The organism is Pseudomonas sp., assembly GCF_049300855.1.
In the GTDB taxonomy this organism is placed as follows: domain Bacteria; phylum Pseudomonadota; class Gammaproteobacteria; order Pseudomonadales; family Pseudomonadaceae; genus Aquipseudomonas.
The window spans coordinates 438,488-463,868 of the sequence record NZ_JBAQKH010000042.1; the positions used below are offsets into that span (position 1 = coordinate 438,488).

Genomic DNA, 25,381 nt, shown 5'->3' on the forward strand with positions numbered 1-25,381 from the left:
TCCCCGTCATTCTTGGCCAACACAGCTCCCTCAGTGCTGAGCGGTGTAGCCATGATCTGTGATATTCAAAAATCGGGTCATCGATGGCGTCAATCGATCAGTCACTAACAGTGATTGGACGCCATGGAACGTTGCCCATAACCTACGTTGCCCCCACTCTTTCCACAGCGGTTTTCATTCCTGCGAGGCTTCCTTGTCAGAGCGTGTCTTGATCGATGGTTACAATCGCCGCGTCGACTATCTACGCATGTCGGTGACCGACCGCTGCGACTTCCGCTGCGTCTATTGCATGGCCGAAGACATGCAGTTTCTGCCACGGCAAAAAATCCTCACCCTGGAAGAAATCTTTCAACTGGCGCAGAGCTTTGTGGCGCTCGGCACACGCAAGATTCGCCTCACCGGTGGCGAGCCGCTGATCCGCCCGGGCGTGGTCAAGTTGTGTGAGCAGATCGCCGCCCTGCCCGGCCTGCGCGAACTGTGCATGACCACCAACGGCTCGCAACTGGGCAAACTGGCCGCGCCACTGTTCGATGCCGGGGTCAAACGCCTGAACATCAGCCTCGACAGCCTCGATCCGCAGCGCTTCAAACAGATGACCCGCACCGGCGATCTGGCGCAGGTGATCAACGGCATCGATGCCGCGCGCAAGGCCGGTTTTACCCGCACTAAGCTCAACGTGGTGGTGATGCAGGGCCGCAATGATCAGGAGATCAACGATCTGGTCAGCTTCGCGATTGACCGCCAGCTCGACGTCTCTTTCATCGAAGAGATGCCGCTGGGGATCATCAGCGAACACAGCCGCGCCGAGTCGTTTTTCTCCAGCGCGCAGGTGCGAGAAAAGATTGCCGAGCGCTATACCTTGATCGACTCGGCGGAGTCGACGCAAGGCCCGTCGCGTTACTGGCGGCTGGCCGAGGCGCCGGAGATTCGTCTAGGGTTTATCTCGCCGCACAGCCACAACTTTTGCGGCACCTGCAACCGCGTGCGGCTCACCGTCGAAGGGCGCCTGCTACTGTGTCTGGGCAACGAGCATTCGGTGGATTTGAAAGCGGTACTGCGCGCCCATCCGGGGCAACCGCAACGGCTGGAGAAGGCCATCATCGAGGCGATGAAACTCAAGCCGTATCGGCACAATTTCGAAGTGAACGATGATGTCCAGGTCGTCCGCTTCATGAACATGACCGGCGGCTGATCCCGCCAGTTTCATCGGTTATCGGAACCGCACAGCATGATCATCAGACCCAAGGTCAGCCAGTTCGCCATCCTCTTCACCCTCAAGGGTTCGATTGCCAAGCGCATCGCCATGCGCACGTTGATGGTCACCCTGCTGGCTTCAGCCATCGTGCTGGTGGAAATCCTCCATCCGAGCAACTTCACCAAGGTCAACGCCACGCCGTTTACCTTGCTCGGTTTGTCGCTGTCGATCTTCATGAGTTTTCGCAACAACGCTTGCTATGACCGTTGGTATGAAGCGCGTAAAGCCTGGGGCGAGGTGATCGTGCATATCCGCTCGGTGATTCGCGAAACCCATGTGATTCGTGAGTCGGTTGAGCGTAAACCGTTGTTGCTCAATTTGTGCGGCTTTGCCCATGCGCTGAACGCGCGGTTGCGCAAGGAGAGTGAAGCGGACGCCAGTAGCCAATGGATCATGCCCAAACCCGATCCGCAGACGCCGGATTACAGTGGGCGCATCCTGCAAACGGTTGGTGAGCAGTGTTCCGATCTGCATCAGAACGGTGAACTGACTGAATGGCGCTACGTGCTGCTGGCCAACCATTTGACCAGCCTGACCCAGGCGCAAGCGGTGTGTGAGCGGATCAAAACCACGCCGCTGCCGTTTCCTTACACGCTGTTGTTGCACCGCACGATTTATCTGTTCTGCATCCTGCTGCCGTTTGCCATGGCCGAACCGCTGGGCTGGCTGACACCGCTGTTCACCGCGATTGTCAGCTACACGTTTTTTGGCCTGGATGCGATTGCCGATGAACTGGAAGACCCGTTCGGTCGCGACGAAAACGACCTACCCACCGATGCGCTGGTACGCACCATCGAGCGCGACATCCTCGCCGAACTTGGCGCCGAAGTGCCGCCGGCGTTGAAGCCTGTGGACTATGTACTGAGCTGACCCTTACCTCTGCAGCCACCTCAAAACCCTGTGGGAACTCGCTTGCCAGCGAAGGGGCCGTGTCAGCCAACATCAATGCCAACTGACCTGCCGCTATCGCTGGCAAGCCAGCTCCCACAGGTTTGATTTGTGTTGTCGGTTCAGAAGAGTTCGTTGAAGGGGATAAAGCGCAGCGGGTCGCCGAGGTTGTGCGTGCTGTTTTCAGGGATTTCCACCAGGCCGTCGGCCCAGGTTGCGCCGAGCAAGACGCCGGAGCTTTGATTGGGATAAAGCACCGCTCGCCCCGCCTCCAGTTTCACTCTCAGGTATTCACGACGGCTGCCAGCCTTGTGCCAATCGAAACCTGCGTTGACGGTGAAACTCAGCGGCATGACGTCTTCGACACCCTGAATGCGCAGCAGATACGGCCGCGCCAATAAGCCAAACGTCACCAGCGCCGAGGTCGGATTGCCCGGCAGAGCAATCACCGGCACCATGCCGAAATGCCCGACCGTCAGCGGTTTTCCTGGCTTGATCGCCAGTTTCCACAACAACGGTTTACCGCTGTCGCGCAGCACCTGCCCGAGGCAATCGGCATCACCGGCAGACACACCACCCGTGGTCAGAATCAGATCCGCGCTCACTTGCAGTTGCTCAAGCTTGAGCCGCGTCTGCGCCGGGTGATCCGGCAGGATCCCGGCGTCGATCACCTCGCACCCCAATTCACGCAGCCACTGCCCCAACAGCACACGATTGCTGTTGTAGATGCTGCCGGGCCGCAACGGCTGGCCCGGTTCGACCAGCTCATCACCGGTCGACAACAGCGCCACCCTCGGCCGGCGCACCACATGCAACTGCGCCAGCCCTTGCCCCGCCGCCACCGCCAGTTCAAACGGCCCGAGGCGCTTGCCCGCACACAGCAAAATATCGCCGACGCGGTTCTCTTGGCCCTGCGCGCGAATATTCTGCTCGACCTTTAACGGCTGCAAAAACCGCACGCGACCGTCGTCCAGTACCTCGACGTTTTCCTGCATTTCCACACAATTGGCGCCGGGCGGCACCGGCGCACCGGTGAAGATCCGCGCGCACGTCCCGGGCAACAACGGCTCCGGAGCGGCGCCGGCGTAGATTCGTTGTGAAACCGTCAGCGGCTGCTGCTCCAGATCGCTCAGGTTCAACGCATAACCGTCCATGGCGCTGTTCGGCCACGGCGGTAAATCCAGGGTCGCTACCAGATCACTGGCCAACACCCGGCCGCGCGCTTCGTCGAGCGGCAGCACTTGGCTGTCGGCCAATCGTTGTTCATTGGCCATGAGCAACAACTGCTCGAGCGCGTCTTCCACTGGCATCAAGGGTGAACGATTCATCCACGTGTTCCGCAGGCTTGCACGGCTTTCAGGTGCGGGACGAAGTTGCACGGGCGATGACGGTTATCCAGTTGCTCGGCCAGAATGCCTTCCCACGCCGTACGGCAAGCACCGGTCGAGCCCGGCAGGCAGCACACCAGCGTGCCATTCGACAGCCCGGCCAGCGCACGGCTTTGCACGGTGGAGGTGCCGATGTCCAGAATCGAAATCGCGCGGAACAGTTCGCCGAAGCCGTCGATCCGCTTATCGAACAGACAGGCCACCGCTTCCGGCGTGCTGTCGCGACCAGTGAAACCCGTGCCGCCAGTAATCAGCACCACCTGAATGCCTTCGTCGGCAATCCACTGGGCGACCTGTGCGCGAATCTTGTACAGATCGTCCTTGAGCAGGTTGCGCTCGCTCAGCGTATGACCGGCCTCCAGCAAGCGACTGACCAGCAACTGGCCCGAGGTATCGCTGGCGTAATCGCGCGTATCGCTGACCGTCAGCACGGCAATATTCAGGGGGACAAACAGGGCATCGGCTTTTGCGCTCATGGCAGTTCTCCGCAAGCAATCAATCAACATTGCCGGGCAGCCTAAGTGCCGCTTATGAGTACTGTCTAATCACTCTGGCCAACCACCTTATCGACCTGCTCTATCGGTAACTGTCACCTTGCTCAAGGCCAGTAAAACCGGGCCTGATAGAGCCGATCGACAGTCCTTTAAACACTTCCGATTGGACGAACAACCGTTCAGATGAGATCGTCGCACCCTGCGCTTTTCGTGCGCCCCGCGCATCTGCGTCACTACTCAATGAAAAAATCCCCATCAAGCAGGTGCCATCGTGGACATCAAACAACTCAAGTTCCTGATCGCGCTGGACGAAACCCGTCACTTCGGCCAGGCCGCCGCACGCTGCCACATCACTCAACCGACCTTGTCGATGCGCCTGCGCAATCTGGAGGACGAGCTGGATCTGGTGCTGGTGAACCGTGGCCAGCGCTTTGAGGGTTTCACCCAGGCCGGCGAGCGCGTGCTGGCCTGGGCGCGCACTTTGCTGGCGGCGCATGACGGTCTGTTCGCCGAAGCCGCAGCGTGTCGCGGGCAACTGGTGGGTAGTTTGCGTCTGGGTCTGGTGCCGCTCAGTAGCTTCAATCCGGTCAATTACATTCAGGGTTTGTCGGCGACGTACCCGGAGTTGAAATTCAGTCTGTCGTCACTCAGTTCCGACGAGATCATCGCCGGGCTGGGCAACAATCAACTCGATCTGGGCGTGTGCTACCTCGAGCACGTCAACCCGAACTATTTCGAGTTCTTCGAGATTGGTGAAACGCGTGTAGGGCTGCTCTACGACAACCGGCATTTCCATTTCGAAGGCTCGCAAATGAGCTGGGAAGAGGCCGCCGAGTTGCCGCTGGGCATGATCACTGCTGGCATGCATTACCGTAAATCCATCGACTTGAGCTTTCGCAGCCGTGGGCTCAGCCCGCAGCCGATCATGGAAAGCGATTCGACTTATCAACTGTTGCAGGCGATTCACCAAGGTTTCTGCTGCGCGATCATGCCGCTGGACAGTGGCCTTGAGGAGCCGATCGAGCACCTGTCGTTCATGCAATTGCCGGATGCCAGTGTGCTGGCGCCATTGGGGCTGGTGATGCGCAAGACCGAACCGCGTTCGGCAATTGCCGAGAAGTGTTTTGCCGAGGCGCGGAAGCTGTTTGGGTGTGGCGTCGCGCTGGAGTCTGGCGCATGCCTGAAAAGCACAAGCCCCTCACCCTAGCCCTCTCCCCGAGGGAGAGGGGACTGATTGGGGGATATTGCAGAGGTACGCCGACCTGAAATGGCTGAGGTGAATCCATAATCGACGGAATCTCTCAGAACGATGGACGATGCCAGACGCCTGCGTCAGCCCCTGCGGCTGATAACCAAATCCATAATCGACTCGATCTTCCAGGTCGATGGATAACGCCAGACACTTCGGTCGGCACCCTCTCCCTCTGGGAGAGGGCTGGGGTGAGGGTTGAAAGTCTGATTAGATAGTCACTCCGCCAGGATTCGCCCCCGGAGTCACGCTTGAGCACAGCGCCGAACCACCTGCCCCGCCCCGACCCCGTCACCCTGCGTCACGCTTGGCGCTTTTGGCTGAAACTCGGCTGCATCGGTTTCGGCGGGCCGGCCGGGCAGATCGCGATCATGCATCAGGAGCTGGTCGAGCGTCGGCGCTGGATTTCCGAAAAACGTTTCCTGCACGCACTCAACTACTGCATGTTGCTGCCCGGCCCCGAGGCTCAGCAATTGGCGACTTACATCGGCTGGCTGCTGCATCGCAGCTGGGGCGGTGTCATCGCCGGTGCGCTGTTTGTGCTGCCGTCGTTGTTCGTTCTGATCGCGTTGTCTTGGCTGTACATCGCCTTCGGTGACGTGCCGGCGGTGGCCGGAGTGTTTTACGGGATCAAACCGGCGATCACCGCGATCGTGCTGCACGCCGCGCATCGCATCGGCTCGCGCGCCCTGAAGAATGCCTGGCTATGGGCGATTGCCGGCGCCTCGTTCGTGGCGATTTTCGCCTTCAACGTGCCCTTCCCCCTGATCGTCCTCGGGGCCGCGCTGATCGGCTATCTGGGCGGACGATTCGCACCGCAGCGATTCAGCCATGGCGGTCACCGCAACAGCGAAAAATCCTTCGGCCCGGCGTTGATCGACGACGATACACCAGCGCCCGAACATGCCCGTTTCAGCCTGCCGAAACTGCTGCGTCTGGCGTTGATCGGCGCAGTGCTCTGGTGTTTGCCCATGGCGTTGTTGACCGCGTTGTTCGGCTGGGACGGCACGTTCACGCAAATGGCCTGGTTCTTCACCAAAGCCGCGCTGCTTACCTTTGGCGGCGCCTACGCGGTGCTGCCTTACGTCTATCAGGGCGCCGTCGGGCATTACGGCTGGGTGACGCCGACGCAGATGATCGACGGTCTCGCGCTCGGCGAAACCACTCCCGGGCCGCTGATCATGGTGGTGGCGTTCGTCGGTTTCGTCGGTGCCTATGTGCAACCGGCGTTCGGCCCCGAACATGCCTTTGCCGCCGGGGCGCTCGCGGCCACGCTGGTGACCTGGTTCACCTTCCTGCCTTCGTTTCTGTTCATCCTCGCCGGCGGGCCGCTGGTGGAATCGACGCACAACGAACTGAAGTTCACCGCACCGCTGACGGCGATCACCGCTGCTGTGGTCGGGGTGATCCTGAACCTGGCGTGTTTTTTCGCTTATCACGTGTTCTGGCCGAACGGTTTTGCCGGGGCGCTGGATGTATTTTCGCTGATGTTGGCAGTTGCGGCGGCGCTGGCGCTGTTCGTTTTCAAACGCGGCGTGATCAGTGTGTTGATCGTTTGCGCCCTCGCCGGGCTGGGCTTTCACCTGATGCGCTGAACCCTGGCCTGTGAATCTCCCGTTTACACGCCCGCGAATTCCCCCTTACTATCCGGGCACACCGGTCGGCGGGTCAGCCCGCCACCGACGTTTTCCGCCAACGGAAACACGCGTTATGAGTACGTCACTACAACAAGCAGAATCGTTGAACGTCTCTTCCTTGCGCGCCCTCTCTCACAGGGGCGGCGTATGAATCGTATCGTCAATCTCCCCATGGCCCTGCGCCGTTCCAAGCTGCGTCACTCCGCACGCCCGCCGGATATCTCTCTGCCTGTCTGATCGCGTCCGTTAAAGAACCGCGACAGCCCCCAACTTCTTGATATCCCTGCCAGGACAGCCACGCCTATTGCTGCGTCGTGTCCGGCCCGAATCTGCGCGCCTGTGCGGCGCCATCGTGAGTGATTGATTATGAAATTCGCAGCCATCGAAGACGCCCGCCTGTTCCTTGAACAGAACCCCGATATCGACATGATCGAGTTGTTCATCCTCGACGCCAACGGCGTGCCGCGCGGCAAACTGTTGCACCGCGAAGAACTGCTCGCCGTCTACCAAAGCGGCCGCCCGCTGCCGAGCACCATCCTCGGTCTGACCGTACAGGGTGAAGACGTCGAGAACTCCGGTCTGGTCTGGGACGTCGGCGATATCGACTGCCGCGCCTATCCACTGGAAGGCAGTCTGGTGCGCCTGCCATGGCGGCAGATTCCGACCGCCGCCGTGCAGGTCAGCATGCACCCGACCGAGGGCATGCCCGCCAGCATCGCTGACCCTCGCCATTTGCTGATCAAGGTCATCGACGGCCTCAAGGCCGAGGGTTATTACCCGGTGATGGCCTGCGAGCTGGAGTTCTACCTGCTCGACGCCAAACGCGATCACAACGGCCGTCCGCAACCGGCGCTGGATGCTGACGGAGGCCGACCGCGACACACTCAGGTCTACGGTTTGCGTGAGCTGGAACAGATCGAACCGTTCCTCGCCGACCTCTACAGCGCCTGCAAACTGCACGGTATTCCGGCGCGCACGGCGATCTCCGAATACGCACCGGGTCAGGTGGAAATCACCCTCGAACATGGCGACGCGCTGGAGGCGATGGATCAGGCCGTGCGCTACAAACGTCTGGTCAAAGCCATCGCCCACAAGCACGGCATGCAGGCGACATTCATGGCCAAGCCGTTCGATGATCTGGCCGGCACCGGCATGCACATGCACGTGAGTCTGGCCGATGGCGCGGGACATAATCTGTTCGCCTCCGAAGACCCGACCGGCACGCCACTGCTGCGTACGGCGATTGGCGGCATGCTCGCATCCTTGCTCGATTCGTTGCTGCTGTTCTGCCCGAACGCCAACTCGTACCGGCGCTTCCAGGCCAACAGCTACGCACCGCTGGCACCGACCTGGGGCGTCGACAATCGCACCGTCAGCCTGCGCGTTCCGGGCGGCCCGGCCAATACCCGGCACATCGAACACCGCATCTGCGGCGCCGACGCCAACCCGTATCTGGCGGCGGCAGCGATCCTTGCCGGTATTCATCGTGGCATTCGTGAAGACCTTGATCCGGGTGCGCCGGTCGAAGGCAACGGCTATGCGCAGGCGAAGGAATTGTTGCCGACCGATTGGCTGACGTCGCTGCAGGCGCTGGAGAACTCAGTGTGGGCGCGGGATGCGTTGGGGCAGGAATTTCTCGGGGTGTATCTGGCGGTGAAGCGTGCCGAGTATCGGCAGTTCATGGCCGAGGTGGGTGAGCAGGATTGGCGCTGGTATCTCACTGAAGCTTAACCATTGGACATAGATCCTGTGGGTGCTGGCTTGCCAGCGATGAGGCCGGCACATTCACCTTCTGTGGTGATTGACACTCCGCTATCGCTGGCAAGCCAGCTCCCACAGGGGACTGCACTCCGACTCCCGAATTTGTGTGGACACTGACATGACCGAACGCTGCAATTCCTACTACACCGCCACCCTCAACCAAGACACCGACTACCCGACCCTGCAAGGCCGACACACTGTCGACGTGGTAATCATCGGCGGCGGCTTCACCGGCGTCGCCACCGCTGTCGAACTCACCGAAAAAGGCCTGAAAGTCGCCATCGTCGAAAGCCACAAAATCGGCTGGGGCGCCACCGGGCGCAATGGCGGCCAAGTATTATCCGCCCGAAGAACCTTTTGTTGACTATTTATATATTCTTCAGTGTAAACGGGGAAAATTGGGTTGTCCGGTCAACAAAGTGAGGGAAACCATGAAGTCAACATGGACTTTATACGTAACATACAACGTGTTGACTAATATATAAATTTAGCCGAAGCAAGAATCACCCGTTGATTCATCTAAATTCCTGTGCATAATTGATCGTATTGGCAGCCCCGGCGTAGGTCTGCCTGGTCCATCAGCTAGTTCAACTTGAAACACTAAAGCCCTAAGAAATTTGGCAGTGTGCGAGTGATCAGCGTTGACTTTGATGTTTACTTTATCAAGGAATCGTTGATATGCGCCGGGCACCTGCTATTTGTGAAAACTATCAATCTAACATCCCACCAAATCAGATTAAAGCTACTGCGTCAGTAATCGCTGACGGGTATCTTTTCCTCAAGTTAAAAAAAAATTCAAAGACACCAACCGCCCCTTCACTACTTCCAGTGAAAGAGTCAGCATGAAAGTATTTGAATTCAAAAGTCCAAGCGGCAATCCCACAGCACTGATTTTTAACAATGACAAGCCTGTGTTTTGGGCAAACTATTGGCTTATCAATCAACACCCCACAACTCGACCAAAGTCATTAATTACGTATAGTTACGATCTGTGTCTAGTCATACTGTTTTTTCAGTATAAAAAAATTGACTATATAAGAAGATTTTCAAACGGAAGCTTTCTCACCAATGGAGAGCTTACAAAATTACGCAGTCATCTTACGGAAACAAAATCAACCCTCGAAAACCGAATCGCGGGAATAGGCATTATAAATCCGAAAAAAGTATCCAACTCCACTTATGACAGAAGATGCGGTATCGCAAAAAAATTTCTAGGATATATCGCTGAAGAATTAATAATCGGCACAAACAAGGATAAAAGAAATTCCCTCAGCGACTTCAGAGACAGACTCAAAAATCAACTTAGAAGCTACAACTCCGACAATGAAAATATTGTTCAACCTTGGACAAATGAAGACTATATAAAAATGGATTTAACAATAAAGTCAAATTCAAAAAACAGAGAAAAATTCCTAGTACATAGGAATCTAGTTGTATTTCATCTTCTGCGTGAATCGGGCATCAGGAACAGTGAGTTACTCGGTATAAGAGTGGCCGGATTTCAACGAACAAATCGAGGATATATAACTACAAAAATTGAAGCAAGTACTGACATGAACCTGGACCCTAGAACGTCGCCCGCTACCGTGAAGACATTTAACAGAGAACTGAAAATTTCGGACTCATTATGGGGACTTATCGAAAGATATATTATCGAAAGAAAAAAAATAAAAGCGAGTATCAAACACCCATTCTTAATCATCGGTATTTCTGGGCAACCGCTATCAAACGATGCTGTAGGTAAGATTTTCAGAACACTGAGCGAGCAAATCGAATTAAAAATCACTCCTCATAGCCTACGACACTCTTGGGCATGCAACTTTATTCTTAACGAATATGAAAAAGCATCTTTTGTCACTGGAAGAGAAAAAGAGAGAATCATCTCCAACGCATTAAGCGTTCTCCGAGTTCAGATGGGATGGAGTTTGAAGTCTTCAATGCCAGAACACTATGCAAAATATGCCTTTCAAAAAATCGGCAATGAACGATTGTTATCAGAAGACCGATCTCTCCACAACAAACTTAGCAAGGACGTTAGCGATGGCGCACAGTCAAACGACTAAAAAAGAATTAAACCAGCCATTTGAAGAAATAACTGTATACCATCAAAAGACAAAACTTGATTTTATTGTTGGATCAAATCTAACAATTAAACATGAGACCTTGAGTGGCCAGTGCACGATAGATTTCAAGCAGATGCAGAACTATCTTGTCGACGACATCATAGAGTCATTTCGCCATGAACTTTGCTCACGCATAGCAGAATGCTACGCACTATCTTCCATTAAGACGTTCTGCACGAAACTCAAAGAGCTTTGCAAGCTGCTTAGTGAAGCCACCCTCAGCCAAGGACGCACAATACACAAGATAAGTGAAAGTAAAGAGCTATGGTCCTCTTTCATAAACTGGTTAAAGTGCAACCCTAATATGAAAGCCTTTTTAGTTGCATGCAACGGAGACAAAGGAGTTCTATGGTGCGACGAGTATAATTTAGCAGTTGATATAATCCGTACATCGTCAAGAAAAAACGGGAGCGCCATAAGCTCGGCCGACCCTGTTAATGGAGCACTGACCGAAACCGAGGTAAGAGATGTAACCTTCGCTATCTGCAAAGGTTACGAAAATGGTCTGCTGGAAATTGAACACTTAGCCATTTTCTTTTTGGCTCTGGTACTCGGATATAGGCAAAGCCAAATTCTCAACATAAAGCTAGATGACTTAACTTACAGTGAACCCCAGAAAAACTGGACACTAAAAATTGAAATAATCAAGCAGAAAAGAAAAAACAAACCCGTCTACATCAATGTCAGACTTCCACCGCTGGTGAACACCCTGCTCGATTATATGGTACCTATTTGCATTAGCAGGAATAGAACTTATTTAATCCATAATTCCTCTGGGATAGCTGGGCTTACGATTACCGAAGAGGAAATAAAAAAACTGCCCAATACTCGTTGCAATGCTACCTCCCTAATGACAAGACTTAAGAGTGTCATTTATGAAATGGGTGTTAGGAGCAGCAGAGTTACGGGAGGAAGAGTAAATCTAAACTTCATTAGATTTAAACACACTTTGCTAACACGCGCAGCCGTAAATGGAGCAAGCGCACATGAACTTATGTACTTAGGTTTGCACAACAATCTTTCCTCGGCAAACTCTTATATCGACTCTATACCTGAAGCACAAGCCAGGATCAAAGAGGAATTAGGACCGGCACTTACCTCCATTGCGAAATTATTTCTAGGTACACCTTATGAGGGTGGATATGAAAAAGCCGTTTTGGAAATGCCCAACTCCATACAACGCCATTATGGAATTGCACAAGCAAAGCCAATTGGCGTTTGCGGAACCATGGCAAACTGTACAGATCATGCACCAATAGCATGCCTGCTTTGCTCGAAATTTGAACCATTTCGAGATGCACCGTTTGGCGAATATAAAGAATATCTAATCAGCGAGTACGAAAACCAACCTGACATTAAAATTAAAAATACGGTATTGGAATATGTAGAGGCATGCGACATGTGGATTTCAAAATTGTGTGTCAACCAAGAGCGCGCCTCATGAGCAAAAACACACCTCAGCTAAATTTCGACTCATTCAAGAAAGTATTTATACCGCTATTCCAGGACCAAATAATGAGCGGAAAAAATATAGATCTAGCATTGAAATACAAACTCCCGAACAACATGTTGCTCAAAGGCGACCCGTGTGATTTTACCCATGCACTACCCCCCACTTATAAAAAAGAAAGTGGCGTATTCAAACTCATCTGCGCAGACGAGGACTGGATTGTCACGCTTAAACTATTTCATCTTATCCGCTCACTGGAAGAAAAAAAGAAATCTCGAGATATTGCCACTGGATTCTATTTTCTTATTGATTCTCTACCTTCATTTAAAAAACCATGGGAAATCACCAACTCAGACTTTCTACGCGCCTCAAATAAAAACAACCTCTCACTGGGAGTAAAGTTTCGCACGGGGGCCGGACTTGCTAACATAGGTAAAACCTATAAGAAATATAATTTATCCCCAGAAAATATAAAATACACTGAGAATCCTCATACTAGGCCACCCCGCTCAACAAAGACACTCTTACCAGATCTCGAGGCATGCAAAATGCTGGCTGAATCATTCAGGCTTCCTCAGAATGGTTTTGAAACGATAGTCTCATCAGCGTTCGCACTATTGAACTATGCGCCTTCTAGATCCTCTGAAATAGTGACGTTGAATCTTGACTGTATTACGTCTCTGGACGGATTTGGTTTATGCTTTCCTATGCCAGCCAAAAACGGTAAGTCCGTCGTGAAGAGGCCACCTTGTGCCGAGTTTGAGGAGGTTATCGGGGAAGCAGTCCAGAAGCTTATCAAATTTGGCCAATCCGCAAGAGACGCAGCAGCCTGGTACAAAGAGAACAAAGTCATTTACATCCCGAAAGGCCTCGAGCATTTAAGAGACCGGAAAACATATAATGTTCAAGAGGCATTAGCCTTAATCGGCTATGAGCGAAGCGATGGAGTGTATTCTCAAAAACTATATGCGAACAGAAACAGTTCATTACCTGCCGCAGTTTTACCTCCTGGACTAGGCAGGTTGTTTCAGTCAGATTCTTCAAACTATTACCGCCACAATGAAAAAATTTTACTGAAGGACGCGGCTTTCATCAGCGCCACCAACCTATACAAGTGGGTTATCAACAAATTATCACCTACCTTCCCATTCGTAGATGGTGTATCCAATGTTGAATTCAAGGATTGCTTATTTGTATATCCATACTCCTCCAAAACTCCTAACTTCAAAATTTATTGGCAGTGCCATTACGCACCTTGTTTTTTTTCGACAAACAAGCTCCAATCATGGTTTGGTAGATTATTTTTCCGAGGCCGCAAGCGTGAAGACCTTTCCTTAGGCACACATGCTATGCGTCATTTACTTAATACGTTGGCGCAGAGCAAACACATAGACCAGCGATTGATTGCAATGTGGTCTGGTAGAAGCTCAGTGGAACAAAATGACGATTATGATCATCGTACTCCTCTGGAAAAAATTGATCTCATTGATGAAAATGCAATCGGGGCAGGGTTCGAGTTCGGCGGTTTTTTAGATGATTTATACGAGCAAGAACACAAACAAACTGGGGTATCAACCGAACAATTCTTCAAAATAAAAATTGGATCGCTTCACGTAACTGAACTTGGCCTATGCCGACACAACTATAATTCAGGTCCGTGCCCCAATGTCTTTCAATGTATTGACTGCTCTGAACACTGCTTTAGAAGAGGTGACGACAAATCATTATTAGCAGCACATAGAATGGTAGAGAAACTACAACCAATAATAGCCGCCACTCAAATTGCAGTAGACAAAGGAGAACCCGGCGCGGAAAAGTTCCTTAATTCACATACAAACAAAATATCAAGATACAAAAAGCAAATAGAAATTTGCTCGGACACTTCGGTCCCCGCCAACGCATTATGCGCATTAGTACCAGACACCCCAAGAGACAACATAGTTTCAAAGGCAATTATTTCTCGCACCCTAAACGCAGATCAAGTAAAAAAACAGGCTTATAAGCATGGTAGAATTCTAATTCGCAGCATTGACAACAACATTTTAGAAGCATTTGAATCGCTAATGGATTCATGGACTGTACATAATGGACTTCCCACCTGGGAGAACGTTTGCAGTAGCTTTAAGGCTAAATATAAAACTTTAATTCGGCATCAAGCCATCATAAATAACGACGCCATGCAGCGCGCTTACGAGGGCCTTGGCAATCGAATGCTCAGTACGGATCTAATTAAAAGAGACTCATCTTCAAGATGGTACTGGAACAATAAATACATAGCTTCACAACTTTTGGAAAACTGGAATTTCAAACTTCATGGTTGCCCTACACTCCCAAAAGTAGCAAAGCAAATCAAAACAAACTTTTCATATGCAAAAATAACTCTCGCTGCGCTTCAGAAAAACTCTGAAATTCGCAGCAAACTTTTAGAAAAACGCAAATATTTTCACGACATTGGTTTGATATTTATCTCTATGCATGGAGACTTAGTCTGCGAAAGGAAATCGGTACTACCTGATGGCAACAATCAAAACATTTATGAATGCTTCTCTCAATTCGCTAGAGAATGGGGAATTGAAGATGGGCTTCCTACCGTGGAATCCGTTTTAGCGAAATTTGCAAAAAAAACAGGGTTTACATTCAACAAGACATACATTTTTTCAAACAATACGTTATTAAAAAGCTTTAACCATATCAGAGAGAAGAGCGCAAAAACCGGACTAATAAAATTTAGCGGCGCAAACAAACCACTTTGGAACATAGACCAACTGATACTATCTTGCTGCGCAAGTGAAGACTGGTTCCAAATCGATTGCGACACATCTAAAATATACAAAAACATTCTAACACGGCACCCAAGCATAAAAATCTCTTACAGTGCTGTTCTAAGAGCACTGAAAGCTCTCCAAAATAGGAATTGTAAATGAAGCGTAGAAGAATAACAGACGAGGACACTACGGCTTTTATTGAAATGCTCAGAAACTGGGATATCGAAAAAGAAGGCGATCTGAGCTGGAATAGCTTCATAAAAAAAATTCAAAGCGTTACAGGTTATTTATATGAAAGAACCTCATTATACAAAACGAAGAGCGGAACAATCCACAAGGAATTTGAGATTGCTAAAGACGTCATAAAATCCGGACCTAAAACAAAGGGGGAAACCATGTCAAGACAAAGTCTACTAGTGGCATATACCAATTTGAGGCAGGAGGCTGATAAACTTCGCTCTCAAAACCTAAGTTTACTTCAGCTTCATACCGAATATCTGAAAATTCTATATGAAAATGATATTACCCCTGACCTTTCTTAAAGCGAAAAAGTAGTACTTTAAGGGTAAAACTTCAGTACGTTAAGTCGCGGATGTGGCACGGAGCCTTTTAGCTATTCGTCAGTAATCTGCTGACACCTATAAAGCACGTGTCACCGCTGCTGTAGGAACTTCATACACGGCAGATAACAACTCTAGTATCTGCCCTAGCCTCCCTTCCCTCTTCTGCCCCGTAACGCTGAACATGGTTTGTGCTACTCCCGAGACTTTCCAGCGAAAACTGCACTTAGGTTTGGAAAGCCAGCACATAGCCTTATCAGTGTTGCCAAAAAAAGACTCAGCTAAAGCAATGGTGTGCGCCACGCGAAACAAATGATCACTTTGACTGGTGGTTAGTCGCTCGTCGCTGGCCAGCTTTGTTTTGAGAGAATGGGCAGGGATGATTACGTCCTGATCACCAGGGCCGATCAGTCCTGAGTCGCACATTTCCGTTAGCCATTTAAAATAGCAGCCTGACAGCGGTCTTTGAACTCATTTTCTAAGTCATGCTCGTAATACAGCGCATCTAGCCAGAAAAAACCAACATGAGGCGTCTTATCAGCTAACGATTTAACATCGTTACCGCTGAGCTTAGGTAAGTGCAGGTTTATGATCTCAAACGCAAAAGATGCTGATGCCATCGCCCTATGCACTTTGTGTGACTCCATCGCTCCTACGATGCCTCTGGGGAGGCGCTTGCGAGGCCGCAGTGTGTATCGCGTCTTAGCACTGAAAGCCAACTCAGAATAAATCCAGGGAGAAAACGTGCGATCGCCTTCAGCGAACCCTTCATATCCTTTGATACTTACGGAGTTTTGGGTGTTGAAAAAGATGAAACACTCCGATGCATCAATCATTCGATGTAGCTCCTCATTCAACATTAAAAACAGAGAAGCTGCCACGTCATTGCATTTATCGTAAGAGAAGTTGGTGATTCCACCTATCTCTTCTTTATCGGAGTAATGAGCATTTATCTTCAATAGCAAATCGCCCACATAGCCCCACACGCAGGAGTCCACGAAGACTTTGACACCCCGTTTTTCCAGAGAAAGCGCAAACTCGATAGCTTCACGTTCATCGCGATGGGAATGCGACAAGAACACATGGGCGTCCTGCTGCGGGAATATCTTTTTAGCGAGCTCCTTGGCGTCAATCACGTCCTTTTTATCAATCTGACCTATAACATAGTCAGCCAGGTCATTGACCGCCGCATCGCGGGCCTGTTTGCGATAATCATCGATAGCCGCATTACTGATCATCTCGAACGTTTTATAGTGCTCAATTTCAAAACCCAGATACATATTGTCCCCAGCTCATTTTGATGAGAATCCGAATACCACCTGTAAAATTGGAATTTAGCTCCGCAACCAAGATTCTAGCGTTACGGCTGAGTCCGTCTTTTGTGAGTAGACCATCCAGAGCTCATTTGAGTAGCCCTGAAGTTTCCCCCAGATTATTCTTGGATATAAACCCATGTATTCCCAAGATGACCAACCATCAAGACCTGCAGAATCAGAGGCACCGAAAATCGCGATTTTGTGAATCCCTTTTTTCCCATCGGCGACGCCCAGCTCCCATGGCACCCATCGGCTATCTTTGCTATTGGGACTCGTAAGGAGTACGAACCGTTTGCACTCAACAATCCGCTTCTTTAACAACTCCGCCGTCTCTTCCGACGTGTGACTCGGCATTGCCGGGTCTACCTCATCGATATAGGGGACGCCGCCATGGCTAGCGATAACCTCAATGGCCCCCGCCACCAAATCCTCATCTTTACTGGAATGCGAGATAAATGTCAGGTTGTGCGCTGACGCAGTCAGAGACTTCGTGAAATTGTGTCTTCGAGAGGCACTGACAGCAATGCTTTTTAGTTCGCTTCTTGTGACGTTACGAGCCATTTTCTTAGCCGTTAACTGTTAATTAATTTTTTCAAAGTTGGGCTTCAGACATCTAGCGAGACGGGTCATTTACGAAAGCCCAAAAGTCCGAGTGCACTTTAGAGGCATCCTCTACATACAATCGCTGATTGACTTGGTTGACCAAGGGATACAAGCCTAAGTATTCCTGGCCATCGAATCCGGAATTCACTGTATCTACGAGGGGAAGGATAGCGACACCACCGTCCTTGTAACCGTCGAAATAACCCAATTCCCAAGGCATCCATTTGGACTGACCTGATCGATCAGTCACTATATAGATCAGGCTTGAGCAGTAGCGCATGCGCTGACGCAAGCGCTCCGCCGTTTCCTTGTCAACATGCTCGCGATCCAGCTCTTCATCTTCAACCCAATCAATGTAAACGCTGTATCCCTGCTCTTTTAGCAACATGGCTACGCCCACTACCAGATCCTGGTCCAGCATCGAATGGGACAAAAACACATCGAACCTCTCATCCGAGTAGGACTCTAGTCCCGCAACTTGATCGAGCATATTTTCCGAGCGGCGCGCAGCAGCCTTTGCCTGCTCCTTGGTAAAAAAAGCCATGTATACCTCTTAGAAGAATAAGAGAGGGCGCTTATGCGCACTCTTTGATAGCTGTTTCGATCCAGGTAGGCAGATTCGCTTTGATGACCCCGTACGCGTCATTTGAACGGGGATCGTACACCTTAGGTGTATAGACCGTTCCGTTGGCCCGCTTCAGAGTCAAGGAGCTGAAGGGATTAGTTCCGTATACTCCGATGCCAGCATTCGGGCATCGGAGGTTATGGATACGAACACCTAGAACTGGAATACCCAGCTCCCATGCCCTCATGATTTCGTATCGCACCCATTTACGGCTCGCTGTTTCCGCTCCGATCAACACCACCAGGCAGGACTTGCGCTGGAGATTCTCGTTGATCCAACGCTTAACGCCTTCATCAGAGCGCTTAATCTCTTCCCAGCGGTTTGGGCTGACCGGTTCATCCCCGTCGATGACACCCATGTTACGTATTTGCTGGACGCGTAACACGTCCTGGCCAAAATGGAAGCTGTAAAAAACGTTACGTTTCATGGATCACGCCCCCGCTAGCTTCTTGACGATCCCGAGTACTATGTCCTCGATCACTTTGGCATCAGTCGAGCTTTCGTTTAATTTTTTCAATTCGTCGGCCAGCCAAAGATCTTCAGGTATATAGCTACCGGGATCGGCAATCACTTTATCGGCCAGTTCTTTCGCCATATAGCCCGTTGCTCCAATAGGTACTGGAACGACGCCTTTTGCAACGGCGATGTCGAATTCCTTTTGGACGCCCCCAGCATTTTCGATGCCGTTTTGGCCAGCCTTATTACCAAAGATAAATAGCGCGATGCCTGACAGCGAGATCATGCGCTCGCGATACTGTTGCCATAGCACACCCAAATCCTGGCCCTGCGATGCCACCTGGGGAAACGGCCTCATAACTAACTGATCTTCTGAATACTTCTCTGGATTTGAATAGATAGCATCCAAGGCACCGTTGATTACGGCGCTTCCCACGCCCCATCCAAATCCATTGACTACGCGGTAGCCGGCTCGAATTAGGCTAGATGAGAGTGTGTGGATGAAGTTCAGCGCGTCATTTTTTTCCCAATCACCGTATTCTTCCGCGCTGCCGGCAATAAAGATGGTTTTCTTGAGGAACTGCTCCTCAATCGCTCTCAGAACTTTGGGAATGTCTTTGTAATCCTCGACCAGGAGCGTTTGGATTCCAAACCGCTTTAGGTCTCGAATGTGCAATTCCTGCTTGCGCTGGCGGTATCGTACCGCCTCAGCGTCTTCGTTTTCATACGGAGTGGAGGGTTCGCGGCGCAGGAAGCAGTAGTGCTCACGCCGCGCATGCGGTGGCACGTGCAGTCGACTCAGTACGTAATCAAGGTTCGGATCGGTGAAGCTGAAGCCGATGAAAAGGAAAGTCTTGGAGATCAAATCACCGCTCAAAGCCGTGACAAAGGCCTCGTGCGTTTTGTAATACTGCTCGTATTGAGATTTATAGAGAATGGCCTCTGTGGAAGACAGTGCATCTCCGTGCATCTTGTAAACAACGGCATCCCGCTTAGGTCGCGTGGTCAAGAGGTCGGAAACCTGGTGCTTAACGTCTGGAACACGCTGGTTCTTACGAAGCGTATTTTCAATAAGTTGGTCGTAGTTGGTCGTCCAGTATGTTCTGATTGGCAAGCGGGCCAGAATTTGGTGCGAATCCGACGGCTCCGCATGCTCGGAGAACTCGTCAATGATGCGACGAGCCAGTCCACCTGATCCGCTGCGCTCGTTAACGTGAAACTGGGCAAGTGAAACCAGGTCGTGCTCCTTGTCAACCGAAAGCCCGAGCTCTTCCGCTACCTCTCGCATCAGCTCTGGCCAGTTCACGTAGCCGCAATCCCGAGAAAGCCCAGCCCCCGCAAAGACTGCGGCAACACCTTCATTCAGATCCCGGACGTACCGGCGAATAAAAATTTCAATTTCTGCCGAAAACTTTTTCCGCATACAAGCGTCTTCCTTAGACACGCGCCAGCAAATAATCTGCGGCGGTCTAATCAACGCGGCGCAGCCTAGAGCCACTGAACGGCTCGCTAATTAACGCTACGCTAGTATCTGGGAATATCGCTGCACGACTAAAGTCGCCTTGAAATTTTCCGAAAATAGGATCCAAAAAATCTATAAGTGTCGTATACACCAAAGGACCGCACCTGACGTACTATTTTCTATAAAACCCTATAAATACAAGCACTTACAAATAGTACTGATACCTAGAAAATCATACTATTTCCTATAAAGTATTTCGTTGACCCACCACAACATTTCTCCGCCTGGTGTCTGCACAACGGCCTCGTCGCCCGCCTCTTTTTTTAACAGCGCACGCGCCATCGGCGAATCGATCGAGATGTAATCGTTACGGCCGTAAATTTCGTCGTACCCCACAATCCGAAATTTTTTTACTTCTCCCACATCGTTTTCAATCTCTACCCAGGCTCCAAAGAAAACCTTTCCTTCCTGCTCAGGCGAATACTCGACAACCCGCACGTCCTCAAGACGCTTATGTAGGTATCGAACTCTGCGATCAATCTCACGGAGAAGCTTCTTGTTGTATTGATAATCCGCGTTCTCACTACGGTCACAAGGCTACCGCGCTCTTGATGTCGGAAGATCACGAGCGTTCGCGCTGATTGACCAGTTGAGCGCGCATGAGCCGGTTGATTGGCTGTGCAAGGTGTTTGACGTCACTCGCTCGTGCTACTACGCCCAGCGCCTGCGGCGCCCCACGCCCGATGAACGGCTTCGATTGCGTAGTCGCGTCAGTGAGCAGTTCTCGCAAAATCGCAGCTCTGCGGGCAGTCGAAGCATCCTGTCGCTGATGCATGAAGACGGTGAGCAACTCGGTCGATTCAAAGTGCGTAGCTTGATGCGCGAGCTTGATTTAGTCAGCAAACAACCCGGCTCCCACGCCTACAAACGAGCAACAGTAGAAAGGCTAGATATCCCGAATACATTGAACCGCGAGTTCGACGTGCCAGCGCCCAATAAAGTCTGGTGCGGCGATATCACCTACATTTGGGCGCAAGGAAAGTGACATTACCTGGCTGTCGTCCTGGATCTTTATACGCGTCGGATCGTGGGCTGGGCGTTGTCGGAAAAGCCAGGCGCTGAGTTGGTGATCAAAGCGCTGGATATGGCTTACGAGCAGCGTGGTAGGCCTTCGGATCTGCTATTCCACTCAAACCAAGGATCGCAATATGCAAGCCGACTCTTTCGGCAGCGGTTGTGGCGATACCGCATACCCAAAAGCATGAGTCGACGAGGAAACTGCTGGGATAACGCACCGATGGAGCGCGTATTTCGCAGTTTGAAAACAGAATGTATACCGACCGTGGGCTATCGAACTGCGCAGGAAGCACAGCGCGATATCAGCCATTTTTTGATGCATCGCTACAACTGGATTCGGCCTCATCAATTCAACGATGGGTTGGCACCAGCGCGGGCCGAGGAAAAACTTAACGTCGTGTCCGGGATTAGTTGACCACTACAAAGACGCTTTTCGCAAGGTGGTGCTTTCCGATTTAAGGGGTCGCCGATGGCTACATAAGGTCAGCGATGAGTTGGTGACGACGCTCTAAAGCTCAACTCATAGATGCGCTTCAAGATTGAAACAATTGCCTCAGAAAACGTCACCAACTACCAAAATTACTCAAGACTTAAAGTCAAGGCCTGTCATCCACGACTCCTTTGACTTTAAAAGAGTCTAGCATTAACAATAGCACCCCAATGGTTATTGCCGAATCCGCAATATTAAAATTCGGAAAGTTATGATCTTGCCAATGTAGAAGCACAAAATCTACCACATGCCCATATACCATCCGATCAATTAAATTACCTATAGCCCCACCTAGAAGCAAAGCTAACGCAAAGGTATATCTAATTTTATGCTTAGGTTGTTTAGCTATCCAGCCTACCAGCAGGATAATTGCGCAAATGGCAACTATGGAAAAAAGTATCTGCTGCCAACCTCCTGCGCGACTGAGAAATCCGAAAGCGGCACCGGAGTTATAAGAAAGCTGAATATCAAAAAACGGCAAGATTTTTACTGAACGCCCAAAATCTAAATTTGCGTTAGCAATACTTTTAGTCATCTGATCAACAACAACCACAACCAATGAGACAAAGAAGTATTTTAGCTTATCACCCACATTTGAAATCAATTTCGCCCCTCTCTTTATTCGGAAATCAAACCTTTGAAAATCTAGCTTTTTTGCCTGCAGTTTACATCGCATAGAGCAAGGCTAGTCGTGGACGAATCTTACCTGAATCGCCCACTCACGAAAATCTGCGAATCAGCACATTTCACACCTGCTACAAGCATAAGCTTACCCCGTTTAGGAGACGCTGGATGGATCTGTACAAACCGATCTCCTTGAGAGGGCTCCAACCGAAGCTTCGACTGAGAGCATTTGACCATTCTCCATGCGAATCAGTCGATCTGCGAGATGGAAATATCTATCATCATGTGTAATGACCAGCACGGTTTTTCCTTGAGCTTTCAGTTCCACCAGTAACTCACGATAAAAAACCTCCTTGAACACTGGGTCTTGATCGGCCGCCCACTCGTCGAACACTATGAAAGGTCTATCTTCTAGATACGCTACAACCAAAGCTAGACGCTTACGCTGTCCTTGTGATAAAGACCTCGTCGAAAATGCGCCGTTATGCACATGTACTTTGTGATTTAGATGTAGTTTCTCAAGCAACATATTAGCTTTTTGGTCTAGTTCTGCCGATGAAGTATCCATCATTTGCTCAAACAAATGAAAATCTGAAAAAATAGCGGAAAACATCTGCCTGTATCTGTCACGATTAGCGTCAAAAACCTGCTCTCCGTTGATACGGATTTCTCCCAACTCTGGCCGATAAAGTCCAACTATCATTTTTGCCAACGATGTTTTCCCGCTACCATTCCCCCCTACCAAATATGTAATTTCTCCAGGAGAAAAGGATAGATCAATAGGTCCCAACGTAAACAAATCGTCAGCACTCTCGTGATAATATTGATATTCAACACCACACAAAACCAAACTATCAAATCCAGACACAACTGCATCCACCCCACCAACTTCATCTTGCACGAGCTGCTGGACTATCTCGTCAATCTGCAAACCTGCAACCTTTGCCAGATTGGCGTTAGGCAGGGATACGAGTAGACTTTCTAAAGGTGCAACCATGTAAATAAAAACCAACGCAAACCCGGTAACTATTTGTGCACGATCAGGAACATCCCCTACGAGCACAAACAACACCAAACCTATAAATGCATAGATTAGAAAGTTCCCCCATGCGGACGAGACCAAAAATAAAGACATCCCGAAAGTTCGTTCACGACGAACTTTATCAATTGACTTATCCAGTACATCGTCAGTAAATTTTCTGCGTTTTTTTGCATGAAGCCTTAATTCTTTGGCTCCGTCCGTCAAAGACCGGAAATGGTCGAACAGGCGACCCTGCTCTTTTGAAGCGACTTCCAAATGCCGAATCGCACGTAGGTGTGCCAAGTGGTAACCTAGAGAACCCAATCCAATTACGATCACAGCCCCCAAAAAAGCCTGCCATGAGAGCCAAGCAACATAAACCAATGAACCCAGAACGATAATCGCATTGACGAGGATTCTCGGAAAACTTACAAAAAACTCTGCGACCTTCGTGCAGTGTTCGGATAAGGCCGCTTGTACTCTTGCGCTCCCAACCTCTTCAAGCCTTCGAAAATCTGCGGAGATGACTCTTTTGGAGATGAAACGCCTTAGGTCGGCATGAGCACGCTGGTTCAATCGTTCGAAAAGTACCGAAGAAATCATCTGACCGAACATTGCAGCAAGTGCAAAAATGGCAAAACGCCAAGCCACTGCAGCTCGCTCCGCCCATGATGTGGCGGTCAATGCGGCATTGACCTGCGACAACAAAAGAACACTGCACAAACCACTGGTAATACTTACCAATGCGGCAGCGATCATCAGATTGCGGGATTTTCGTATTAGGTAGCTAAGCAAAAATTTCTCCACTAGAAAAAAGAATGGACGCGAATGGCCACCTTAGGCCTCTCTGGCATGCTCATAACAATTGGGGGGGACGAATTACCGGCGTATTTTGTTTAGGCCTCCCCCCTGAACTGTCGGGCAATGCAATCCATCGCCCGTCCTCCATCAACGCTAGTTACATCCTCCCTAGAATTCGTTCAAGATCTCCAAGAACGTTTGGATTCTCCACAATCCCCTCATGATCATCATTGATTTGATAGTGATGAATCTTGCTTGCTCCAAGTTGATTAGTTAGATCAACGACAGATTCAGATTTTCTGTCATTCGCCCACCAGCAATGTACTTCGGCTCTCACTGAAGGAAACGCTTTTAGCGAACGATTTGTTGCTTGTGTTAAACATCTTCCTACCAAGAACACTCTGACTATTTCGTCAGCTGAAATTTTTCTTCCTTTACGCTGCAGGCGCTCCTGACAACCAAATACGAAAGCACGCAACCACTCGAGCAAAGGTTGTTCGTCGATCATCGGATCTACAATTTCAGCTGGCAGACCAACTATTAATTCTGAACGATCTGTAACCTGCCGGAAAAAACCAATAAATTCATCCTGCCAGCTCTCTTCTGGTACTACTTCAACGAGTTCAGTAAACACCGGCGGATCAATCAACCCGATAAACGCAACCGACTGCCCGAGAGCTTCAAGTTTCGCGGCAATCAGTACCGACAAAGCCCCACCCAAGGACCAACCCAATATTGAGTATGGCCCCTGTGGCTGAGTAGCCCTTATTAACTCTACATAGTCATCCGCCATCTGAGTTAGCGATACGTCGCGGTGCTTGGAGTTATTTAAAGTTCTGCAGGACAAGCCATAAACCGACCGAGCGCCATTAAGCCGTTTTGCCATAGCCAAATAGCTATAAACCATCCCCAATTTTGGATGAATACAAAATAGAGGAGTACTTCCCTCAATCGCTTTGTTAAGCAACGTCATGGATTCGGGCGCCTCTGAAAGGCCTTTGATACTAGGTCGAGTCATCAAGGCCTGAAGTGTTAATCGAAGCCCCGTCATGTTGCTTTCACGAGCGAGAGCAATTACTCGCAAAGCAGCAATTGAATGCCCTCCCAACTCGAAGAAATTATCATTGCGTCCAACGCGCTCAACACCAAGCACTTCAGCCCAGATTGCCGCCAGTGTTTCCTCATCGGCACCTCGCGGGGCCTCATACGCTCGCTCGCTCTCGAACTCTGGCTCCGGCAATGCCTTGCGGTCCACCTTGCCATTGGCATTCAGCGGCAGGCTTTCTAGTATCACGACCACACCAGGCACCATGTAGTCCGGCAGTGTCTGGCTCAA

The 25,381-nt window shown here is 50.5% G+C and carries 19 protein-coding genes and 3 pseudogenes; 11 read left to right on the top strand and 11 right to left on the bottom strand.

The genetic code is table 11. The features are described from left to right. The first annotated feature begins 193 nt into the window (after positions 1-193). Entirely contained in the window at positions 194-1,192 is a 999-nt protein-coding gene (moaA, locus tag WA225_RS23205; RefSeq protein ID WP_422609792.1) for a GTP 3',8-cyclase MoaA, read from the top strand. 36 nt (positions 1,193-1,228) lie between these two features. Continuing rightward, positions 1,229-2,125 carry a bestrophin family protein gene (locus WA225_RS23210; RefSeq protein ID WP_422609793.1) on the top strand — a complete coding sequence of 299 codons (897 nt, stop codon included), beginning with the start codon at positions 1,229-1,231 and terminating at the stop codon, positions 2,123-2,125. Positions 2,126-2,265: 140 nt separating this feature from the next. Here WA225_RS23210 and glp read toward each other — a convergent pair whose 3' ends face one another. After that, positions 2,266-3,471 carry a gephyrin-like molybdotransferase Glp gene (gene glp, locus WA225_RS23215; protein WP_422609794.1) on the bottom strand — a complete coding sequence of 402 codons (1,206 nt, stop codon included), beginning with the start codon at positions 3,469-3,471 and terminating at the stop codon, positions 2,266-2,268. After that, positions 3,468-4,007, bottom strand: a complete 540-nt coding sequence (gene moaB / locus WA225_RS23220; RefSeq protein ID WP_422609795.1) for a molybdenum cofactor biosynthesis protein B — start codon at positions 4,005-4,007, stop codon at positions 3,468-3,470. The genes glp and moaB overlap by 4 nt, the downstream gene beginning before the upstream one ends. A gap of 289 nt (positions 4,008-4,296) precedes the next feature. On the opposite strand from moaB, the gene WA225_RS23225 reads away from it, so the two are divergent. From WA225_RS23225 to WA225_RS23260, 8 genes and pseudogenes are all read left to right on the top strand, one after another. Beyond that, complete coding sequence (locus tag WA225_RS23225) at positions 4,297-5,232, top strand: LysR family transcriptional regulator (protein ID WP_422609796.1); 936 nt, start codon at positions 4,297-4,299, stop codon at positions 5,230-5,232. Positions 5,233-5,525: 293 nt separating this feature from the next. Then, on the top strand, positions 5,526-6,869 hold the full coding sequence (gene chrA, locus WA225_RS23230; protein WP_422609797.1) for a chromate efflux transporter: 1,344 nt from the start codon (positions 5,526-5,528) through the stop codon (positions 6,867-6,869). A gap of 408 nt (positions 6,870-7,277) precedes the next feature. Continuing rightward, a complete protein-coding gene (locus tag WA225_RS23235) occupies positions 7,278-8,642 on the top strand; it encodes a glutamine synthetase family protein (protein WP_422609798.1) in 1,365 nt (454 codons plus the stop codon). Between the two features lie 148 nt (positions 8,643-8,790). Further along, positions 8,791-9,009: pseudogene (locus tag WA225_RS23240) on the top strand (NAD(P)/FAD-dependent oxidoreductase); the annotation flags it as partial. A 505-nt stretch (positions 9,010-9,514) separates the two neighbouring features. Next, complete coding sequence (locus tag WA225_RS23245; protein ID WP_422609799.1) at positions 9,515-10,735, top strand: tyrosine-type recombinase/integrase; 1,221 nt, start codon at positions 9,515-9,517, stop codon at positions 10,733-10,735. Beyond that, positions 10,713-12,239, top strand: a complete 1,527-nt coding sequence (locus tag WA225_RS23250; RefSeq protein WP_422609800.1) for a hypothetical protein — start codon at positions 10,713-10,715, stop codon at positions 12,237-12,239. The genes WA225_RS23245 and WA225_RS23250 overlap by 23 nt, the downstream gene beginning before the upstream one ends. Further along, complete coding sequence (locus WA225_RS23255) at positions 12,236-15,169, top strand: hypothetical protein (RefSeq protein WP_422609801.1); 2,934 nt, start codon at positions 12,236-12,238, stop codon at positions 15,167-15,169. The genes WA225_RS23250 and WA225_RS23255 overlap by 4 nt, the downstream gene beginning before the upstream one ends. After that, positions 15,166-15,552 carry a hypothetical protein gene (locus WA225_RS23260; RefSeq protein ID WP_175553984.1) on the top strand — a complete coding sequence of 129 codons (387 nt, stop codon included), beginning with the start codon at positions 15,166-15,168 and terminating at the stop codon, positions 15,550-15,552. The genes WA225_RS23255 and WA225_RS23260 overlap by 4 nt, the downstream gene beginning before the upstream one ends. Before the next feature lie 449 nt (positions 15,553-16,001). Here WA225_RS23260 and WA225_RS23265 read toward each other — a convergent pair whose 3' ends face one another. From WA225_RS23265 to greB, 6 genes and pseudogenes are all read right to left on the bottom strand, one after another. Further along, on the bottom strand, positions 16,002-16,850 hold the full coding sequence (locus WA225_RS23265) for a toll/interleukin-1 receptor domain-containing protein (protein WP_175553983.1): 849 nt from the start codon (positions 16,848-16,850) through the stop codon (positions 16,002-16,004). Positions 16,851-16,904: 54 nt separating this feature from the next. Continuing rightward, complete coding sequence (locus WA225_RS23270; protein ID WP_175553982.1) at positions 16,905-17,447, bottom strand: toll/interleukin-1 receptor domain-containing protein; 543 nt, start codon at positions 17,445-17,447, stop codon at positions 16,905-16,907. A gap of 52 nt (positions 17,448-17,499) precedes the next feature. Continuing rightward, complete coding sequence (locus WA225_RS23275) at positions 17,500-18,033, bottom strand: toll/interleukin-1 receptor domain-containing protein (RefSeq protein ID WP_422609802.1); 534 nt, start codon at positions 18,031-18,033, stop codon at positions 17,500-17,502. A gap of 31 nt (positions 18,034-18,064) precedes the next feature. Further along, a complete protein-coding gene (locus WA225_RS23280) occupies positions 18,065-18,541 on the bottom strand; it encodes a TIR domain-containing protein (RefSeq protein WP_175553980.1) in 477 nt (158 codons plus the stop codon). A 3-nt stretch (positions 18,542-18,544) separates the two neighbouring features. Beyond that, the gene (locus WA225_RS23285) at positions 18,545-19,993 is read right to left on the bottom strand and encodes an SIR2 family protein (RefSeq protein WP_175553979.1); all 1,449 of its coding nucleotides are present in this window, start codon (positions 19,991-19,993) and stop codon (positions 18,545-18,547) included. A 276-nt stretch (positions 19,994-20,269) separates the two neighbouring features. Next, a pseudogene (gene greB, locus WA225_RS23290) lies at positions 20,270-20,623 on the bottom strand (transcription elongation factor GreB); the annotation flags it as partial. Position 20,624: 1 nt separating this feature from the next. Here greB and WA225_RS23295 point away from each other — a divergent pair. Then, positions 20,625-21,524, top strand: a pseudogene (locus WA225_RS23295) (IS3 family transposase); the annotation flags it as partial. A 181-nt stretch (positions 21,525-21,705) separates the two neighbouring features. Here the strand turns inward: WA225_RS23295 and lspA are convergent. The 3 genes from lspA to WA225_RS23310 form a co-directional block, all read right to left on the bottom strand. Then, positions 21,706-22,191, bottom strand: a complete 486-nt coding sequence (gene lspA, locus WA225_RS23300) for a signal peptidase II (RefSeq protein ID WP_422609803.1) — start codon at positions 22,189-22,191, stop codon at positions 21,706-21,708. 186 nt (positions 22,192-22,377) lie between these two features. Next, positions 22,378-24,039 (bottom strand): cyclic peptide export ABC transporter, encoded by a 1,662-nt coding sequence (locus WA225_RS23305; RefSeq protein ID WP_175553977.1) that lies wholly within the window; start codon positions 24,037-24,039, stop codon positions 22,378-22,380. Positions 24,040-24,202: 163 nt separating this feature from the next. Beyond that, the coding region (locus WA225_RS23310) for a thioesterase domain-containing protein (RefSeq protein WP_422609804.1) at positions 24,203-25,381 on the bottom strand (1,179 nt) is incomplete at its 5' end.

Bases quoted from the DNA above. Each gene is read 5' to 3' on its own strand.
- WA225_RS23285 (WP_175553979.1), bottom strand. From the start codon at position 19,993: ATGCGGAAAAAGTTTTCGGCAGAAATTGAAATTTTTATTCGCCGGTAC.
- WA225_RS23265 (WP_175553983.1), bottom strand. From the start codon at position 16,850: ATGTATCTGGGTTTTGAAATTGAGCACTATAAAACGTTCGAGATGATC.
- WA225_RS23275 (WP_422609802.1), bottom strand. From the start codon at position 18,033: ATGGCTTTTTTTACCAAGGAGCAGGCAAAGGCTGCTGCGCGCCGCTCG.
- WA225_RS23260 (WP_175553984.1), top strand. From the start codon at position 15,166: ATGAAGCGTAGAAGAATAACAGACGAGGACACTACGGCTTTTATTGAA.
- WA225_RS23210 (WP_422609793.1), top strand. From the start codon at position 1,229: ATGATCATCAGACCCAAGGTCAGCCAGTTCGCCATCCTCTTCACCCTC.
- WA225_RS23245 (WP_422609799.1), top strand. From the start codon at position 9,515: ATGAAAGTATTTGAATTCAAAAGTCCAAGCGGCAATCCCACAGCACTG.
- WA225_RS23255 (WP_422609801.1), top strand. From the start codon at position 12,236: ATGAGCAAAAACACACCTCAGCTAAATTTCGACTCATTCAAGAAAGTA.
- WA225_RS23270 (WP_175553982.1), bottom strand. From the start codon at position 17,447: ATGGCTCGTAACGTCACAAGAAGCGAACTAAAAAGCATTGCTGTCAGT.
- WA225_RS23250 (WP_422609800.1), top strand. From the start codon at position 10,713: ATGGCGCACAGTCAAACGACTAAAAAAGAATTAAACCAGCCATTTGAA.
- WA225_RS23235 (WP_422609798.1), top strand. From the start codon at position 7,278: ATGAAATTCGCAGCCATCGAAGACGCCCGCCTGTTCCTTGAACAGAAC.
- glp (WP_422609794.1), bottom strand. From the start codon at position 3,471: ATGAATCGTTCACCCTTGATGCCAGTGGAAGACGCGCTCGAGCAGTTG.
- moaB (WP_422609795.1), bottom strand. From the start codon at position 4,007: ATGAGCGCAAAAGCCGATGCCCTGTTTGTCCCCCTGAATATTGCCGTG.
- WA225_RS23280 (WP_175553980.1), bottom strand. From the start codon at position 18,541: ATGAAACGTAACGTTTTTTACAGCTTCCATTTTGGCCAGGACGTGTTA.